The 15,426-nt window shown below is 64.4% G+C and carries 19 protein-coding genes and 1 tRNA gene; 14 read left to right on the top strand and 6 right to left on the bottom strand.

All coding sequences use genetic code 11. The annotated features are described in order from the left end of the window. The first annotated feature begins 9 nt into the window (after positions 1-9). Genes ACWW36_RS23350 through ACWW36_RS23340 form a run of 3 tightly spaced genes read left to right on the top strand, consistent with a single transcriptional unit; the run spans position 10 to position 1,425 of the window. Complete coding sequence (locus ACWW36_RS23350; protein WP_456138327.1) at positions 10-339, top strand: DUF732 domain-containing protein; 330 nt, start codon at positions 10-12, stop codon at positions 337-339. 10 nt (positions 340-349) lie between these two features. After that, complete coding sequence (locus ACWW36_RS23345) at positions 350-790, top strand: DUF5078 domain-containing protein (protein WP_456138326.1); 441 nt, start codon at positions 350-352, stop codon at positions 788-790. After that, positions 787-1,425, top strand: a complete 639-nt coding sequence (locus ACWW36_RS23340; protein WP_456138325.1) for a class I SAM-dependent methyltransferase — start codon at positions 787-789, stop codon at positions 1,423-1,425. Before ACWW36_RS23345 ends, ACWW36_RS23340 begins: the two co-directional genes overlap by 4 nt. A 50-nt stretch (positions 1,426-1,475) precedes the next feature. Here ACWW36_RS23340 and mbp1 read toward each other — a convergent pair whose 3' ends face one another. Next, positions 1,476-1,718, bottom strand: a complete 243-nt coding sequence (gene mbp1 / locus ACWW36_RS23335) for a microaggregate-binding protein 1 (RefSeq protein ID WP_456138324.1) — start codon at positions 1,716-1,718, stop codon at positions 1,476-1,478. Positions 1,719-1,873: 155 nt separating this feature from the next. Here mbp1 and ACWW36_RS23330 point away from each other — a divergent pair, with 155 nt between their 5' ends. The 11 genes from ACWW36_RS23330 (at position 1,874) to ACWW36_RS23280 (ending at position 11,412) form a co-directional block, all read left to right on the top strand. After that, complete coding sequence (locus ACWW36_RS23330) at positions 1,874-2,569, top strand: cutinase family protein (protein WP_456138323.1); 696 nt, start codon at positions 1,874-1,876, stop codon at positions 2,567-2,569. A 75-nt stretch (positions 2,570-2,644) separates the two neighbouring features. After that, positions 2,645-2,914: a DUF2510 domain-containing protein gene (locus ACWW36_RS23325; RefSeq protein WP_456138322.1), complete on the top strand. Its 270-nt coding sequence runs from the start codon at positions 2,645-2,647 to the stop codon at positions 2,912-2,914. Between the two features lie 14 nt (positions 2,915-2,928). Next, the gene (locus ACWW36_RS23320) at positions 2,929-3,627 is read left to right on the top strand and encodes a cutinase family protein (RefSeq protein ID WP_456138321.1); all 699 of its coding nucleotides are present in this window, start codon (positions 2,929-2,931) and stop codon (positions 3,625-3,627) included. A gap of 760 nt (positions 3,628-4,387) precedes the next feature. Next, positions 4,388-5,365 (top strand): hypothetical protein, encoded by a 978-nt coding sequence (locus ACWW36_RS23315; RefSeq protein ID WP_456138320.1) that lies wholly within the window; start codon positions 4,388-4,390, stop codon positions 5,363-5,365. 23 nt (positions 5,366-5,388) lie between these two features. Further along, positions 5,389-6,849, top strand: coding sequence for an FAD-binding oxidoreductase (locus ACWW36_RS23310; protein WP_456138319.1), 1,461 nt, complete (start codon positions 5,389-5,391; stop codon positions 6,847-6,849). Between the two features lie 238 nt (positions 6,850-7,087). Then, on the top strand, positions 7,088-7,891 hold the full coding sequence (locus ACWW36_RS23305; RefSeq protein ID WP_456138318.1) for a cutinase family protein: 804 nt from the start codon (positions 7,088-7,090) through the stop codon (positions 7,889-7,891). A 204-nt stretch (positions 7,892-8,095) separates the two neighbouring features. Beyond that, positions 8,096-8,494 carry a hypothetical protein gene (locus ACWW36_RS23300; RefSeq protein WP_456138317.1) on the top strand — a complete coding sequence of 133 codons (399 nt, stop codon included), beginning with the start codon at positions 8,096-8,098 and terminating at the stop codon, positions 8,492-8,494. 49 nt (positions 8,495-8,543) lie between these two features. Then, positions 8,544-9,191 carry a cutinase family protein gene (locus ACWW36_RS23295; RefSeq protein WP_456138316.1) on the top strand — a complete coding sequence of 216 codons (648 nt, stop codon included), beginning with the start codon at positions 8,544-8,546 and terminating at the stop codon, positions 9,189-9,191. Between the two features lie 500 nt (positions 9,192-9,691). Beyond that, the gene (locus ACWW36_RS23290; RefSeq protein ID WP_456142595.1) at positions 9,692-10,609 is read left to right on the top strand and encodes a dihydrodipicolinate reductase; all 918 of its coding nucleotides are present in this window, start codon (positions 9,692-9,694) and stop codon (positions 10,607-10,609) included. A gap of 1 nt (position 10,610) precedes the next feature. Continuing rightward, positions 10,611-10,754: a hypothetical protein gene (locus ACWW36_RS23285; protein ID WP_456138315.1), complete on the top strand. Its 144-nt coding sequence runs from the start codon at positions 10,611-10,613 to the stop codon at positions 10,752-10,754. Positions 10,755-10,833: 79 nt separating this feature from the next. Then, a complete protein-coding gene (locus ACWW36_RS23280; protein WP_456138314.1) occupies positions 10,834-11,412 on the top strand; it encodes a TetR/AcrR family transcriptional regulator in 579 nt (192 codons plus the stop codon). Between the two features lie 256 nt (positions 11,413-11,668). Here ACWW36_RS23280 and ACWW36_RS23275 read toward each other — a convergent pair. The 5 genes from ACWW36_RS23275 to ACWW36_RS23255 form a co-directional block, all read right to left on the bottom strand. Beyond that, positions 11,669-11,745 (bottom strand) — tRNA-Pro (locus ACWW36_RS23275). 60 nt (positions 11,746-11,805) lie between these two features. Further along, positions 11,806-12,573, bottom strand: coding sequence for a sulfite exporter TauE/SafE family protein (locus ACWW36_RS23270; RefSeq protein ID WP_456142594.1), 768 nt, complete (start codon positions 12,571-12,573; stop codon positions 11,806-11,808). A gap of 25 nt (positions 12,574-12,598) precedes the next feature. Then, positions 12,599-14,002 carry a ribosome biogenesis GTPase Der gene (der, locus tag ACWW36_RS23265; RefSeq protein WP_456138313.1) on the bottom strand — a complete coding sequence of 468 codons (1,404 nt, stop codon included), beginning with the start codon at positions 14,000-14,002 and terminating at the stop codon, positions 12,599-12,601. Next, complete coding sequence (gene cmk / locus ACWW36_RS23260; RefSeq protein ID WP_456138312.1) at positions 13,999-14,685, bottom strand: (d)CMP kinase; 687 nt, start codon at positions 14,683-14,685, stop codon at positions 13,999-14,001. Before cmk ends, der begins: the two co-directional genes overlap by 4 nt. After that, positions 14,682-15,425 carry a pseudouridine synthase gene (locus ACWW36_RS23255; RefSeq protein ID WP_456138311.1) on the bottom strand — a complete coding sequence of 248 codons (744 nt, stop codon included), beginning with the start codon at positions 15,423-15,425 and terminating at the stop codon, positions 14,682-14,684. Before ACWW36_RS23255 ends, cmk begins: the two co-directional genes overlap by 4 nt. Between the last annotated feature and the right edge of the window lies 1 nt (position 15,426).

The following is a 15,426-nucleotide window of genomic DNA, read 5'->3' as shown; positions in this document are numbered from 1 at the left end:
ATGAAGGGAATGCGAATCGCTTCAATCGTCGCCACGGCGATTGCTCCTGCGATGATCTTTGCCGCGCCGGCGCACGCCGACCCCGACGCCGACTTCGCCAAGGAGCTGCACTCGTACGGCATCTACGGCCAGAAGGACTACAACGCCTGGATCGCCAAGATCGCCTGTAAGCGGCTCTACAACGGCGTCGACCAGGATGCCGACAAGTCAGCGAAGTTCATCTTCCTGCAGCTGCAGAAGGGCAGCACCACCGAGCAGGCATGGCAGTTCCTCGGTGCTGCGTTGCGCACCTACTGCCCTGACAAGCTGCCAATCCTCGAAGCCGCCGCGCAACAGTAAGGAGTCAGAAATGTTGATGAAGGCGAGTGTCGCGGCGGCCGCGATAAGCGTTGCGGCGATGGCCCTTCCGGCCGTCGCCTCGGCGGACGCGACCGACGACTATCCGATCCCGAATCGGATACTGAAGACCACGTGCACCGTCGACCAGTACATGGCCGCTGTGCGCGACAGCGACCCGGTCTACTACGAGCGCTACATGATCGACTACAACAACAAGTCGCCAGACGTTCAGCAGGCCGCCCGCGACCGCATCTATTGGTTCTTCTCGATGGACTATGCGGGACGGCGGCAATATTCGGAGGACACCGCGACCAACGCCTTCTACGAACAACTGGCGTGGAACTGGCCGAACTGGGCGAAGTTGTTCTTCAACAACAAGGGTGTCGCTGCACACGGCACCGACATCTGCGCGCAGTACCCGCCTAGCGACCCAGGCGTCTGGAACTGGTGACGTCGGCGCCTCGCCGAACTCTGAACGAGGCGGTAACCCGGTTTTGGAGTATCGCCGCTCCGGTGTATGACCTGCCGATCCTGCAGCACTGGGTCTACCGCCCTGCGCAGGACGAGGTGATCGCCGCGCTACGAGCGAGCGGAGCTCAGGCCGTCGCCGATATCGCATGCGGCACAGGCATTCTCGCGGACCGTATCGCGCGAGAGCTGAGCCTCGATGAGGTGTACGGGGTCGATATGTCCGACGGGATGCTGGCGCAAGCCAAGGCCCGGTCGTCGGTGGTGCGGTGGATGAAGGGGCCGGCCGAACACCTGCCGTTCGATGACGGCACCCTCGACGCCGTGGTGACGACATCGGCGTTCCACTTCTTCGATCAGCCTGCGGCGCTTCGCGAGTTCCACCGGGTACTCACCCCCGGAGGTTTGGCCGCGGTGGCCACGATTGGCGCGCCGCAACCGGAGGCCCTGCAGCGGCTGTTCGCCAACCGGTTGAATCCGTCGCACAATCCGTCGCCGTCGGAATTGCGTGGGCTTTTCGAAGGCGCCGGATTCCGCGTAACCGTCCAGCACCGGGTCCGACGGCCCCTGTGGACGCAGCTCTTGTCGGATCTGATCACCGTCGCCGTCAGGGATTAACGACACCAAAGGCCCACGCTGGTGTGCGTGGGCCTTCCGTGTCGAAAGGGCTAGGTCGGCTGTTCTGACTTCTGCCGCTGTTCGGCCGTCTTGGCCGCGGCGCGGGCGCTCTCGGCTTCGGCTTCCTTCTTCGCCGCGTTGCGCTGGGCGTCGGCCTTGTCCTGCTGGGCCTTGCCTTCGCGGAAGAGATCGTCGCGACCAGCGACGGCTCCAGCCACCTCTTTAGCCTTGCCCTTGACGCCTTCGACGACGCCCTTGACGGCTTCTTCGGGTCCGCTGTTCTTCTCTGTCATCGCACTGTCCTTCCGTTCGGCCTCACGTCGAGGTTGTGCGGAGGTGTTCCCAAGATCAGCCGCGGACCAAACGCCATACCGGTCTTCGTGCGGGATGTCACACCTCGGACAGCCGATAAAGTCCCCAGCTTGCTGGGATGTGTCAGCATGAACCCATGAGCGCGCGCCAGGTCGCTCGTTTCCTGGACGGCGCCGCGGTGGTGACAGCCGGTGCGGCGCTGGCAAATGCGACGATCGATGTTCCCAGCGCGTTTGCTGCGGAGTGTCCCGACGTCGAAGTGGTGTTCGCGCGTGCGACGACCGAGCCGCCCGGCATCGGCGGGGTCGGGCAAGCGTTTGTCGATTCGTTGCGATCCCAGGCCGGGCGCAAATCGGTCGGGGTGTACGCGGTGAACTACCCCGCCACCGAGGACTTCACGGCATCCGCGTCCACCGGCGCCAACGATGCGAGTGCGCACGTCCAAGCCACGGCCGCGGCGTGTCCAAACACCAAGATGGTCCTGGGCGGATACTCGCAAGGCGCGCTCGTGGTCGACCTGATCACGGCCATTCCCCTATCGATCGCGGGCTTCACACCTGCGCCGATGCCCGCCGAAGTCGCTGACCACGTCGCCGCGGTCGCCCTCTTCGGAAACCCCGCGGCAAGGTATGTGGGGCCGCTTACCGCCGTGAGCCCTCTGTACGGGCCCAAGGCCATCGACCTGTGTAACACCGGAGATCCGGTCTGTACCCCGGGCGGCGGGATGTCGCCGCCGCAGCAAGACGAAATGTTTTCAGGGCCGCACGTTCAATACCTGCAGTCCGGGATGCCGAGCCAAGCCGCGGCGTTTGCCGCAAGCCGCCTGGGCTAAGGAGCCCGCGTTTGGCTGACAGGTGGCAAGGGTACAAGGACCGCGGCGTTGGACACACGAGAAAGAGGTGTCACGATGACCGAGGTCTTCAATTCGCTGAATTCGCTCATTTGGCTTGTGGTCGTCCTCCTCATCATCGCGGCGGTGGTCGCGGTGGTGAAGGCAGTGTTCGCGCCTAGGGGTGAGGTGTACACCGAACCTCGGGTGGTGGAGCAGCCTGTCGTGCAACCACCTGTGGCTACGAGCGGCCTGGCGCCCGGCTGGTATCCGGACCAGAACGATCAGACGTTGATGCGGTACTTCGACGGCCAGGTGTGGACGTCAAGGACGCAGCCTCGCAATTGAGTGGTGGATCAGATATGACGGTCATCAAACTTGTCGCTGCAGTACTGGCTGCCTTTGCGGCCTGGTGGGTCTTGCCCCATCCGACTGCGTCCGCGCAACCATGTCCCGACGTCGAGGTGATCTTCGCGCGCGGGACCGGCGAGCCACCTGGCATCGGCGGAATCGGTCAGACATTCGTCGATGCATTGCGCGCGCAGGCCGGCGGCAGGTCCGTTGACGTCTATGCGGTCAACTACGCGGCGAGCGGTGACTTCAACGACCGCATCGGTTTCGCCAGGACCGTCGTCGACGGCATCAGAGACGCGGGTACCCATATCGAGGCCACGGCCGCGAATTGTCCCAAAACCCGGATGGTGCTCGGCGGCTATTCCCAAGGCGCCGTCGTGTCGGGTTTCGTCACGTCGGCCGCCATTCCGGACGCAGTACCCGCCGAATACCGGCCGTTCATACCGGAGCCGATGCCAGCGTCGGTGGCTGACCATGTCGCCGCGGTGACGCTGTTCGGCATGCCGTCAGAACAGTGGATGCGAAATTACGGGGCGCCGCCTGTGGTGATCGGGCCGCTCTATGTTCCCAAGACGATCCAGTTGTGCGACCCCGCGGACACGATTTGCAACGGCGATCCCGGCGGCGGCCCGTCCATGGCGCATGCCCTTTATGGCATCAACGGCATGACCAACGACGCCGCGGCTTTCGCGGCTGGTCGTCTCTAAGAAGCGGCTGCAGGGCAGACGGTTCTATTAACTAGATCGGCAATGCATGAGCCTTGTTTGTGTAAACACCACGTGTTACGTAGGCGTTAGTATTAGCTAGCAAACCGGGATGCCCGTCTGAATGCGGTGGTTCGCATTTGTAACGCGCGCCGAGCACATTCATCAACCAATAGGGAACGCATGGTGAACTCCACATAGGCCCGACTTCGTGTAACTAATGGCGGTGGGAGTACCTATCGACGAAAGCGACTGTGACACGGGACGGTTGAGTACAGGGCCCCGCAAAGGTTCTGTGGCACTAGGTGTCGGATTAAGGGTTTGCTGTGAAATATTCTGGCCCGATTTCCGAAGCAAAATTGTGGTAGCTGGTAGACCGAGTATGCGACAATCGGCGTTAATAACCTGCCGATGAGTTCCTTGCTGGCGTGAGGAGATCCTGATTTCGACGCATTTGCGCTTCGCAGCGGGGGTCTTCCTGCTGTCTACCGGCCTGCTCATCGGCAGTGCTGGCGCAGGGGTCGCCTCAGCCGACACCGATTCCGGCGGTTCATCCTCACAGAGCCAGGGTGCTGACAGCAGTGGTCAGGACGCCAGCCCGGCGAGCGCGTCGGCCACGAGCGGGCCGGCCGCGAGCGCACCGGTCGCGAGTGCAAGCTCCACCTTCCAAAAGACGCTGAAAGAGACAATCCAGCGCGTCGTAACGAACACGCTGCTTAATTCACTTGCCAGGCCAGGTCAGCAAGCCGGGCCGAAGCCTCCCGTGACCAAGCCGGAGACCACCGAGGTCGAGGACGTCAAGAAGGAGGCGGAAAAACCCGCCGACGTCTCCACCGAGGCCGCGTCGACATCGGACGTAGTCGCGTCAACGTCGAAGCTGGGCTCCGATTCGAAGACGGTCGAGCAAAAAGCAAACGTGTCCGCATCCGTGCCGACAATCCCCCCGCCGCCCCTCGATCGAACCGCTGCCGCATCTAAGGTGGCCGAGCCGATTGCCAATGCGGTGGTCACCGTCGTGATGGTGGCCCAGTCGGTTCCAGGCGTGCTTGCGGGGCTTCCGACTTCTCCCACCCCTGTCGCCGACGTCATCGCGTCGCTTCAGACCATGCTCACCACGGTTGGCGATGCGTTCGTGCCGCTGGTCACGCAACTGCCATCCGATCTGTTCAACTTGCTGGCTGCTTCCGGAGACGCTCCCGCGGCTACCGGAGTTTTGGGCCGCTCACACGCGCTTGGGTCGTTCACGACCGTCGTGGCCCCGGGGCCACCGGATCCAATGCCGCCGGCGGCTCTGCCGACTCCTGATCGTTGGAGCATGCCCTCGCTCGGTGACGGCGCCGCGCCTGTGAAAGTGCTCGACGTCGAGACCGCCGCATTGAGTCGAGATTTCGCGATTTCGGGGGCGGAAACACTAGCGCCCGAAAGCGCCAGTCCGACAGGTGTGAAGTCGTTCCTGGAACACACGATCGACGCCATCCTGGTGCCGGCTTCGCTGTCGGCGCTCGCCGCTCTCGCTCTGCCCGGTCTCGCTGCCCTGGTGATTGCGTGCGCGGCCGGGATGCGGGTCGGTTACCGCCAGGCCAAAGCGGCGATGGCGGCGCGGAGTTCGGGCATCGCGCGCTTCGCCGGCACGGGGCCACTAGGTGTCGTCAGGACGGGGTCGATGATCGCCCTGCGTCGACCGCGGCCATCGCGCGGCGCCCATTCACGGGCGGGGCATCGTTTCGGGCAGGTCGCGTAGCAACGGGCTGAGCCGCTTCACTCGTGACGCGGAAAGTCTCACGTCAGAAATTTGTTCGTGGCGCGCTGGGCGCGGTTGCCGCCGCTGCACTCTTAGGATCGTGCCGGCGAACCGAGACGTCTGGCTCGCAGACGCCACCCTCGGACTCCGGTCGGCAGGACTGGAGCGTCCTCGACGATGCGATCGACGGACAAGTCATCCTGCCCTCCAGTGCCGAGTACGGGGCGGCGAAGGCCCTTTTCAACACACGTTTTTCGAATTCCGCACCGGCAGCGGTTGTCCAGGTGCATTCGATCAGCGATGTGCAGAAGGCAGTCGATTTCGCTGCGAATCACGGCATAAAGATCGCCGCACGCAGTGGCGGACACTCCTACGTCGGTGCGTCAGCGGCCAACAGCGCAATGGTTGTCGATCTACGCCGGCTGCAGGGCGGGACCACCTACGACGCGGCCACTGGCCACGTGACGATTTCTCCTGCGGCAGAACTGGATTCGGTGCAGGCGGCGCTAGCAGCACATAGTCGATCGATTCCTAGCGGCAGCTGCCCGACGGTCGGCGTGGCCGGTTTGACGCTGGGCGGCGGGCTCGGGTCGGATGCCCGGCGATCGGGTCTGACATGTGACGCGCTGGTGTCGGCCTCCATCGTGCTGCCCAGCGCCGAAGCGATCACCGCATCGGCGGATAACCATCCCGATCTGTTCTGGGCACTGCGGGGCGGCGGAGGCGGCAATTTCGGCGTCGTCACGTCGTTGACGTTCCGCACCTTTCCCACGACGGACCGGGACGTCGTCACGCTGAAATTCCCGGAGGGATCGGTTGAGCAGGCAATAGTGGGCTGGCACGACTGGCTGGACACTGCCGACCGGGCGATCTGGGGCATGGTGAACGTCACCGTGGGTTCCGGCTCCGGTGGCTGCATTATCGTGTTGGCGACTCCGCCTCGCGACGGGCCGGGCACCGCCCGCGACCTCAGCGCTGCGATCGGCGTCCGGCCGATCACGACAACGAGTCGAACGCTGAGCCGCATGGATTTCGTGCACTACTTCGAAGGGGGTGCCGATGCTGCTCAGCCGCGGGCGTTCGTCGCGGGATCCGACATCGTCGGCGAAATGACAACTGGGGCAGCCGAATCGATCGTCGCAGCAACCTCGGCATGGCCGCACGAAGCGGGTTCCGCGACTGCGGTAATCGAGTCGCTGTCTGGAGCCGTGCGGGACGTGAATTCGGGTGACACCGCCTTCCCGTGGCGACGCCAGGCGGTCTGCATTCAGTGGTACACAGAGACGCCGACGATCGAAACTGCGACGAACTGGTTGACCGGTGCACACCATGCGGTGCAAGCGAATTCGGTGGGCGGCTATGTCAACTACGTCGAGCCGGATACGCCGGCGGTGCGCTACTACGGTGACAACCTGGCGCGGCTCAAATCCATTCGGCAGAAGTTCGATCCTGATGAATTGATGTACTCGGGCATGAGTTATTGACGTCCGCCGGCGAGCGGTCGGTGTATTCAGTTTTTCTAAGAATCGATTGGGTTCGTAATAGTTCGCGCCTGTCTGACGACATAGTTGACAACTGTGACAGTCGGGGAGGTTGGCTATGTCTGAGGCGAAAGTAATCGATGCTGTCGACCTGGTCGGTCACAGCAGGTCATCGGTACCGGGGCCGGCGCGCACGTGGGGTCGACGAGCGCTCGGGGCCGCGGTAATAGCAACTTGGGCGATGCCGATTGCATCGATGCCCCCCGCGCAAGCCGTGCCATGCCCCGACGCCGAGGTGACCTTCGCTCGTGGAACCACCGAAGATCCTGGCGTTGGTCCCACTGGACAGGCATTCATCGACTCACTTCGCGCTCGCGTCGGCGCGAAGTCAGTCGGGGTGTATGCGGTTGACTACCCTGCCACCACGGACTTCCCCACCGCCATCGACGGGATCACCGACGCGCGCGCACATGTGCTTGCCACGGTGGCGAACTGTCCTCACACAAAGATCGTGCTCGGCGGGTTCTCGCAAGGTGCTGCGGTGATGGGCTTCATGACGGCGAACGCTGTGCCCGATGGTGTTTCGCCTGCGGATGTGCCGGCGCCGATGCCGCCCGACGTGGCCAACCACATCGCAGCCGTTGCACTCTTCGGAAAACCGTCGACGCGCTTCATGCGTGCGATCCGCGAACCCTCAATCACCATCGGTCCCGAGTACGTGTCCAAGACGATCGACTTGTGCATGGACAACGACCTCGTCTGCACTTCGGACGGGCGCAGCTTCTCGGCGCACAACCAATACGTCGAGTCCGGCATGGTCGACCAGGCGGCGGATTTCGTCGTTCGTCAACTACAGGCGAGTTGGGCAGCCGATGTGGTGGTGCCGCCGCCGCCGCCTGCCGAGAGCGCGGCCACCTCGCCGCTCGCGGCGCAAGCACCTCTGACGACCCCCGGGCCATCACCGCACCTGCCGTCGGCGCCGGGGCCCTTGCCCGGACCCACTGCCCCAGTGTCGCCGCCCGCACCAGTTCAGCCGCTGGCCTGACTCGCAGTCGCCGCGATAGTTGCCAGGTTGTCCACAGCGGTCTTACAGGCTGCGCGTTTCTGGCTATTCGAGCCTGCTGAGGGTTCATCATCATCGAATGAGGGAGTCTCAACCAGGCTGAGCTGCGCCGCAGAATCCTCCAAGGCGTTTGCCGCGACCTTTTCCGTGACTGCCCTCGGGCCGGCAGCGGCGAAAGGAAGAACGATGAACCGAGTCTTCATCGGGTTAGCAACAACTGCGTTGGTGTCTGGTGGTCTGGGTGTGGCCGGTTTGGGGGTAGCGGGTACCGCGCAGGCGTGCAATGGCGCCTGGGGTCCGTGCGGCTACGGCCCAAATCAGTGGTGCCCAGGGGATTCCCTGTACATGGACCGGGGTGGGCCATACCAGGGTGTCGAGTGGGATATGAATGTCTGCCACACCTGGTACAGGGTGGCCGAGGGCGCCGGCAATGTTCCCGAGGGCCCCAACAATGCCAGCGACGTCTGGGAGGGTGACAATCCCCCGCCGCCTGCAGCTCCGCCGCCTCCTGCGCCTCCCGGACTGCCTCCACCTCCCGGTATGTGCTGGAACATGTGGATTCCAGGACCCTGCCCGGGCGGCTAGCAGGACGACGGACGTGTGACATCTGTGTGCCGTCGTGCGACATACGGACATGGAGACATCGAAGGCATACCGGGTCACACGATTAGTCGGGGCGTTGGTGGCGACGGGATCGGCATTGCCGATTGCAATGATGAACCTGCCGACGGCAGCTGCGGAGCCGTGCCCTGACGTCGAGATCGTGTTCGCGCGAGGCACAACCGAGCCGCCCGGTGTGGGCGGTGTCGGACAGGCGCTTGTCGACGCGCTTGGTTCGCAACTGGCTGGGCGATCTGTTGGGGTGTACGCCGTCGATTACCCGGCGAGCAATGATTTCGACACCAGCACACCCGCCGGCGCAAGAGACGCGAGCGCCCACATCCAGTCGGTGGCCGCGAATTGCCCCAATACCCGCATGGTGCTCGGCGGATACTCCCAAGGCGCAGGGGTCATAGATCTATCCACCTCGGCAATGCCACCCGAGATTGCCAACCATGTCGCTGCCGCCGCCCTGTTTGGGGCGCCTAAGAGTGCATTCGCGGACTCACTGTCCCCCGGACCGCTGCCCACGATCGGTGCTCTCTACGCGGCCAAGACGATTGACTTGTGCGTGCCCAACGATCCGATCTGCTCCGACGGCTGGGACATGCGCGCGCACGTTGCATACATCGAGACTGGGATGGTCAACCAGGCCGCAACGTTCGCCGCTAGTCGCCTCTGACCATTGTCGGGCTGACAGGATTTGAACCTGCGACCACTTGACCCCCAGGCCGCCCGCATGTTCCGGCGTTACTGGCCGACACGTCGATTCGCGGGTAACGCCGCCGCGAAATCCTCGCAGATGTAGTCGGCTTCGAGCTCCTCGGCGACCGCCTTTGTCTTGGACGCCGTCGTTCGCCCCGGTGATGACGATGGTCCGCTTCAGCACCTCGATCGCACCCTTCGATCGCCGCCCGCCGAACTGAACCGTCTACTGGTAACCCTTACTGGTTATATCTACAGTAAGTACGGTCCGCTACTCATCGAAAGGCAATGCCTGTGACTTCAGCTCCTGGCACCGATAAGCGCCGCGTGGTTCATGTCGGCACCGGCATGACCGGAAGCGTGGCACTCCGCGCGATCATCGACGACCCCGCACTGGACCTGATCGGGGTCAAGGTGTCGTCGCCGACGAAGATCGGCACCGACGCCGGTCAACTGTGCGGCCGCCCCGATGTGGGCATCGCGGCGACGGGCGACGTGGCGGCAGTTCTGGATGCCAAGCCGGATTGCGTCGCCTACTGCGCGACAGCCGTTCGACGTGAAGACGAGGTGATCGCCGACATCGTCGGCTACCTGGAAGCCGGCATCAACGTCGTCACCATCGCCGCGATCCCGATGGTGTATCCGCAAGCAGCCCCTGCCAAATGGCGCGATCCGATCGAGCGTGCGGCTCGCAAGGGCGGCGCGACCTTCTACGCGACGGGGTGCGAACCCGGTTTCGTGAGCCTGAACCTGCCGACCGCCTTGCTGTCGGGTGCCGGTGTGATCGACTCCTACCGCATGGACGAGTACGCGCTCGACCTCGACTTGGCCTACCCGATCTGGGAAGTCCTCCATGAGTCGATGGGTTTCGGAAAACCTGACGGCCACGTTCCCATCCGCATTGCGGTAGGCAAGGTGAACAACGACTGGGAACCCGTCGTGCGCTACATCGCCGACACGTTGTCCGTCGACGTCGACAGGGTGGCGTTGCACTGGGAAACGATCCTCGCCCCACACGACCTCGACACTGCGCTCGGCGTGATCCCGGAGAACACGATCTGCGCTCACCGCTGGCAGCTGGCCGCGATGCACGACGAGCGGCCCGTGGTGTCGGTTCAATACTTCGCGACGGTGACCTCGACACCGTGGCCCGACACCTGGCCACGTCCAGCGCAACCCGGCCGGGGCGGAATGGTGTTCCGCATCGAAGGAAACCCCAACATGACCCTCGACCTCCGTCTCGACCCGGCACAAGACGACGCCACCAACCCCGGCGTCGCTGCAACGGCGATGGCAGCGATCAACGCGATACCTGCGGTCATCGATGCCCCGCCCGGACTCGTGCCCGAGCCACTGGCCGGTCCCTCGATCGTCACCCGCCAAACCCGCCGCTGACATGACAAAGCCGAAAACCGTTGACGTGTATTACGACCCGTTCGATTACGAGATCGACGACGACCTGTTGCGCGGGGTGGGCCAAGGTGCCGATCAGGACGCGATGAGGCAGCGGCGAGGCGTTCGCGCGATCTGGCGGGAGTAAGAAGGTGGAGGTGCAAGGTGCAACGCCGCGGCGACAATCTCGCCGACGAGCCCGAGGCTCGCTGACCGCGGACGCGATCGTGGAGACCGCCTTCGCGGTAGCAGCAGACGCATCAATCGACGAGCTGAGCATTCCATTGGTCGCCAAATCGCTGGGCGTAGGGGTAACCAGCATCTATTGGCACGTTCGCAACAAGTCAGAGCTTCTCGACGCCATGACCGATCGCGCGTTGCGCCGCAGCGGGTTGCCGGCCTTTGTCGAGTCGGACGATTGGCGCGAGTCGTTGATGGAGCACGCCCGCGGAGTGCGGCAGACGTTCCTCGGTAATCCGGTGTTGACGGATCTGATACTCATTCGAGGGGCCCTGAGCCCTTTGGCCCGACGGCTCGGCGCACAGGAGACGAAGAAAGCGATCGCCAGCATGATCGAAGGCGGGCTCGATGAGCATACGGCTCAGGAAACCTACTCGGCCGTCTCGGAGCTCGTCCGGGGTTCGGTACTTCTAGCGCGGTTGGCGCAGAGGCACAGCGCAGTACGTGTGGTGGAAGACGCCGATGACGGCGGGTTCGCTGATGCCGCACTGTCACAAGACGATCGAGCGTTCGAGCTCCTCTTGACGTCCGTGCTCGCCAACGTTCCTCGTCGGATCATTGAGTAAGTCGCCGGGCGTCTCGGTCTAAGCAGCTAAGACAGAGATAACCGAAGGGCAGCAGCTCGAAGCGCTTCGAGCGAAGGGGCGGTGAACCCTCCGGGTGGAACTCAAGTTGAGCTTCAGCATCGTCACCACCTCCTTAAAGCCGACGCCGACGATTCGAAAACCAGCGGACGCCTGCGAACGTCAGGGCGATGGGGTACGCATTGGGGTATCAGATGGATATAGGCACCATCCGAGCTCCGGAAAGTGCTTCTGACCTTGGTCGGGCTGACAGGATTTGAACCTGCGACCACTTGACCCCCAGTCAAGTGCGCTACCAAACTGCGCCACAGCCCGCGGTGCTGCCGGGATCGCCGGCAGCGACTCGAAAGCCTACCGCAAACCCCAGGCGCCTCACTAAACGGTCACGAGTCGATAGAGCCCGATCAAGCCCACCACGACGATCACTCCGCGCAGTGCATTCGGTGACAACCGCCGGCCGTAGTGTGCCCCCAAGAACCCGCCCACGAGGGACCCCGCCGCGATCAATCCCGCTGCCAGCCAGCTGATCCGGTCGAACGCGACGACGGTGTAGGCCACCGCCGCAACGATATTCACGACTAACGACAGCAGATTCTTCGCCGCATTCATCCGCTGCATGTCCTCCGGCAGCAGCGCGCCCATCGCTGCGATCAGCATGATGCCCTGCGCCGCCGTGAAGTATCCGCCGTAGACCCCGATCGCGAACGTCGCGAAGACCAACGTCGCCATCCGCCCCGGCGAAATGTGCTCCGCCGACCTGCCCGCCTCCTCGGCTCGCCGGCGTGCATACGCCTGAATCCGCGGCCCGACCACTACCAAGATCAGCGCGATGATCAGCAGCACCGGCACGACCTGCGTGAAGACCTTCTCCGGCAGGTGCAACAGCAGCCATGCGCCCAGCGCCGCGCCCGTCAGCGATGCAGGGAGCTGCCATGCCAACCGGTTCCACTGGCCCCGAAGCTCGCGCCGATAGCCCCAAGTGCCCGATGCGCTGCCGGCGACCAGACCCACGGCATTCGACATCGTCGACGTCACCGGCGGATACCCCAGCGCGACCAGTGTGGGGAATGTGATGAGCGTGCCCGAGCCGACGACGGCGTTGATGGCACCTGCTCCGACGCCCGCCAACGCGATCAGGATCATGTCGATGACGGGCACTTGTGCAACCCTAGCGAGAGCGCGCGCCCCGCTTCTCCCGCACCCTGACGTTGATCCTGATCGGGCTGCCCTCAAATCCGAACGTCTCGCGCAGCCGCCGCTCCAGGAACCGGCGATACCCGGCCTCCAAGAAGCCCGTCGTAAACAAGACGAACGTCGGCGGCCGCGCAGTCGCCTGGGTCGCGAACAAAATGCGCGGCTGCTTGCCACCACGCACCGGCGGCGGGTGAGCCGCGACGACCTCCTTCAAGAACGTGTTGAGCCGACCCGTCGACACCCGCGTGTCCCACGACTCCAGGGCCGTCTCCAACGCCGGCACCAGCTTCTGCACCGCCCGGCCCGTCTTCGCCGAGATGTTCACCCGCGGCGCCCATTGCAGCTGCGCCAGTTCACGGTCGATCTCTCGATCGAGCAGATAGCGACGGTCCTCGTCGACCAAGTCCCATTTGTTGAACGCCAGCACCAGCGCCCGGCCCGCCTCGATCACCATCGACAACACCCGCTGGTCCTGCTCGGTCAACGACTGCGACGCGTCGATCAGCACGATGGCCACCTCGGCCGCGTCGATCGCACCATGCGTTCGCACCGATGCATAGAACTCGTGCCCGCTGGCCTGCCCGACCTTGCGGCGCAAACCAGCCGTGTCGACGAACCGCCAAATCTTGCCGTCCATTTCGATCAGCGAGTCGACGGGGTCCACGGTGGTGCCCGCGACATCGTGCACCACCGAACGTTCATCGCCGGCAAGGCGATTCAGCAACGAACTCTTGCCCACATTCGGTTTGCCCACCAACGCAACTCGACGCGGACCTCCCCCGCCGGATGCCATCTCCGACACCGCCGGCAGCGCATCGACCACCGCGTCGAGCAGGTCCGCCACGCCGCGGCCGTGCATCGCGCTGACCGGATGCGGCTCCCCCAGCCCCAACGACCACAATTCTGCGGCGTCGGCCTCAGCGCGTTCGGTGTCAACCTTGTTGGCCGCCAAGAACACTGGCTTGCCTGACCGTTGCAGCAACCGCGCCGCCGCCTCGTCGGCCGTCGTCGCGCCCACGATCGTGTCGACCACAAAGATGATCGCGTCCGCAGTGCGCATCGCCACCGATGCCTGTTCGGCCACCAACTGCTGCAGGCCCTTTGCGTCCGGTTCCCATCCGCCGGTGTCCTGCACGACGAACCGTCGCCCCGACCACAACGCGTCGTACGAGACCCGGTCACGGGTGACTCCAGGCACGTCCTGCACGACCGCCTCACGGCGACCCAGGATTCGGTTCACCAAAGTCGACTTGCCGACATTCGGCCGGCCCACCACGGCCACCACCGGCGGCGGCGCAGCGGCTTCCTCGATAGCTTCGGCGACGTCTTCCGCGCCGAGCTCCCAATCGCTTTCTTCCGACCAGGTTCCGTCGGTCATCGCGACGCCCCGGCGCGCTGCTTCACGAACTCGAGCAGATGCGCGACGACCTCAGGCTCGGTCATGTCGCTGGTGTCGACCACCAATGCATCATCGGCCGCCCGCAACGGCGACACCGCACGCGTCGAGTCCAGATGGTCCCGCCGCTTCACATCGGCCAGCACCGCGTCGTAGTCAGAAGGCAACCCCGACGCGATGTTCTGGTCGTGGCGCCGTCGCGCCCGCTCCTCGGCCGACGCCGTCAGGAAGATCTTCACGTCCGCATCGGGCAGCACCACCGTGCCGATATCGCGGCCCTCGACGACGACGCTTCCCGGGCCTGCGGCCAGTTCGCGTTGAAGACCCACCAAACGCGCACGCACGGCCGGAACGGCCGACACCGCCGACACCGCTTTGGTTACCTCGTCGCCGCGGATTTCACCCGAAACATCTTCTGCGTCAAGGTAAGCCCGGTCTTCGTCGGGGTCGTAGCCGACCGACAGCGGTACATCTGCTGCGGCCGCTTCGATCCCCGGCGTGTCCTCCAAAGCCACTCCGGCTCTCAGTACCGCCAGCGTCACAATGCGATACATCGCGCCGGTGTCCAGATAGCGCGCGCCTAGCGATCGTGCCAAACCCCGTGACACCGAAGACTTCCCGGTTCCCGCGGGCCCGTCAATCGCGATCACCAGCGACCCGCTCACAGACCCACCGCCTTGTACAGCTCGCCGATCTCCTTGCGGCTCAACACCCTGATGCTGCCAGGTCGCTGATCACCCAGGGACACCGAACCGATATCGGTTCGCACCAATTCCTCCACCGGAAAGCCAACCTCCGCCAGCAGCCGGCGCACAATCCGCTTGCGTCCCTCGTGCAACGTCACCCGCACCAGGCTCTTGCCGGGCACCGCGTCCACCACCGCGAAATCGTCGACACGCGCGGGCCCGTCATCCAGCTCGACACCGTCTCGCAGCCTTCGGCCCAGCCCCCGCGGAACCTTGCCGGTCACCGTGGCCAGGTAGGTTTTCGGCACTTCGAACGACGGGTGCATCAAGCGGTGCGCCAACTCGCCGTCGTTGGTCAACAGCATCAGTCCTTCGGTGTCAGCATCGAGACGGCCGACGTGAAAAAGCTTCTTGTTCCCTCGAACTCGGTGCTCCACCAGATCGCCGACACACGGCCGGCCGCGGTCGTCGGACATCGTCGAGTGCATGCCCCGCGGCTTGTTGATCGCCAGATACACCAAGGTGTCGTCGAGCGTCACGCGCGCGCCGTCGACGCGGATCACCGACGCTTCCGGGTCGACGCGCGTACCAAGCTCGGTGACGACCCGGTCGTCGACCTCCACACGGCCGTCGAGGATCATCTTCTCGGCGACCCGGCGCGACGCAATTCCGGCCTGCGACAGCACTTTTTGCAGACGCACGCCCTCGGAGTCGGTCATC

The organism is Mycobacterium sp. MMS18-G62 (assembly GCF_053877835.1).
This window is presented reverse-complemented; position numbering and strand designations above follow the sequence as displayed.